We start from the raw sequence: 202 nt of genomic DNA, 5'->3' as shown, positions 1-202 counted from the left end.
GTGGTGGGTGATGACGGGATCGAACCGCCGACCCCCTCCTTGTAAGGGAGGTGCTCTCCCAGCTGAGCTAATCACCCGATACTGCGCTGGATACTACTAACTGTTTCCACCTAACCCACCATAATTAGTGGTGGGTCGTGCAGGATTCGAACCTGCGACCAATTGATTAAAAGTCAACTGCTCTACCAACTGAGCTAACGAC

At 52.5% G+C, this 202-nt stretch carries 1 tRNA gene; it reads right to left on the bottom strand.

The features are described 5' to 3' along the window. Position 1: 1 nt before the first annotated feature. A tRNA-Val gene (locus tag BEA93_RS24940) sits at positions 2–77 on the bottom strand. Positions 78–202 lie beyond the last annotated feature (125 nt).

It is taken from the genome of Escherichia sp. MOD1-EC5950 (genome assembly GCF_002965345.1).
In the GTDB taxonomy this organism is placed as follows: domain Bacteria; phylum Pseudomonadota; class Gammaproteobacteria; order Enterobacterales; family Enterobacteriaceae; genus Escherichia; species Escherichia marmotae.
This window is presented reverse-complemented; position numbering and strand designations above follow the sequence as displayed.